Source organism: Pseudomonas sp. 2VD (assembly GCF_005503585.1).
GTDB lineage: Bacteria > Pseudomonadota > Gammaproteobacteria > Pseudomonadales > Pseudomonadaceae > Pseudomonas > Pseudomonas aeruginosa.
In genome coordinates this window covers 1-1,581 of sequence record NZ_SCND01000630.1, presented here as the reverse complement: position 1 = coordinate 1,581, position 1,581 = coordinate 1, and the positions used below count along the sequence as shown (strand labels likewise).

Annotated in this window: 2 protein-coding genes; both read left to right on the top strand. The window is 70.8% G+C overall.

Features of this window, described 5'->3' with window-relative positions:
• On the top strand, positions 1-985 hold a 985-nt coding region (gene dapE / locus FFS27_RS32570; RefSeq protein WP_137952545.1), incomplete at its 5' end, for a succinyl-diaminopimelate desuccinylase.
• Positions 985-1,581, top strand: a 597-nt coding sequence (locus FFS27_RS32565; RefSeq protein ID WP_137952544.1) for a putative RNA methyltransferase, incomplete at its 3' end; no start/stop codon positions are given. The genes dapE and FFS27_RS32565, both read left to right, overlap by 1 nt.

The window sequence follows — 1,581 nt, the reverse complement described above, 5'->3', positions numbered from 1 at the left end:
CTTCTGGGCACGGCGCGGCGGCGACGGCCCGGTGCTGTGCTTCGCCGGGCACACCGACGTGGTCCCCACCGGCCCGCTGCAGGCCTGGCAGCACCAACCCTTCGACGCCCTGATCGACGACCAGGGCATGCTCTGCGGACGCGGCGCGGCGGACATGAAAGGCAGCCTGGCGTCGATGATCGTCGCCGTCGAGCGCTTCGTCGCCGACCACCCGGAGCACAAGGGTGCCATCGCCTTCCTCATCACCAGCGACGAGGAAGGCCCGGCCCACCACGGCACCAAGGCGGTGGTCGAACGCCTCGCCGCACGCGGCGAGCGCCTGGACTGGTGCATCGTCGGCGAACCGTCGAGCACCAGCCTGGTCGGCGACGTGGTGAAGAACGGCCGCCGCGGCTCCCTTGGCGCCAAGCTGACCATCCGCGGCGTACAGGGCCATGTGGCCTACCCGCACCTGGCGAAGAACCCGATCCACCTGGCCGCCCCGGCGCTGGCCGAACTGGCGGCGGAACACTGGGACGACGGCAATGCCTTCTTCCCGCCGACCAGCTTCCAGGTTTCCAACCTGAACTCCGGCACCGGCGCCACCAACGTCATCCCCGGCGAACTGACCGCGCTGTTCAACTTCCGCTTCTCCACCGAATCCACCGTCGAAGGCCTGCAGAAACGCGTCGAGGCGATCCTCGACAAGCACGGCCTGGACTGGCACGTCGAATGGGCGCTGTCCGGCCTGCCGTTCCTCACCGAGCCGGGCGAACTGCTCGATGCGGTGGCCGCCAGCATCAGGACGGTCACCGGCCGCGAGACCCAGCCCTCGACCAGCGGCGGCACCTCCGACGGACGCTTCATCGCCACCATGGGCACCCAGGTGGTCGAACTCGGCCCGGTCAACGCCACCATCCACCAGGTCAACGAGCGGGTCCTCGCCAGCGACCTGGAACTGCTCACCGAAATCTACTACCAGACCCTGGTGAGGCTGCTCGCCTGATGCTGATCTGCCCGCTCTGCTCCGCCGCCCTGGGCGAGGTCGACAACGGCGTCGCCTGCCCCGCCGGGCACCGCTTCGACCGCGCCCGCCAGGGCTACCTGAACCTGCTGCCGGTGCAGCACAAGAAAAGCCTCGATCCGGGCGACAACGCCGCCATGGTCGAGGCCCGTCGCCAGTTCCTCGGCGCCGGCCACTACGCGCCGCTGGCCCGGCGCCTGGCCGAACTGGCCGCCGAACGCGCGCCGCGACGCTGGCTGGATATCGGCTGCGGCGAGGGCTACTACAGCGCCCGGCTCGGCGAAGCCCTGGCCGGCGCCGAGGGCTACGCCCTGGATATCTCCCGCGAGGCGGTGAAACGCGCCTGCCGCCGCGCGCCGCAGTTGTCCTGGCTGGTGGCGAGCATGGCCCGGCTGCCGCTGGCCGACGCCAGTTGCGAGCTGATCGCCAGCGTGTTCAGCCCGATCGACTGGAACGAAGCCGTGCGCGTCCTCGCCCCCGGCGGCGGCGTACTGCGCCTGGGCCCGGCCAGCGCGCACCTGCTGGAACTGCGCCAGCGGCTCTATGACGACGTGCGCGACTACGCCGACGACAAGCAC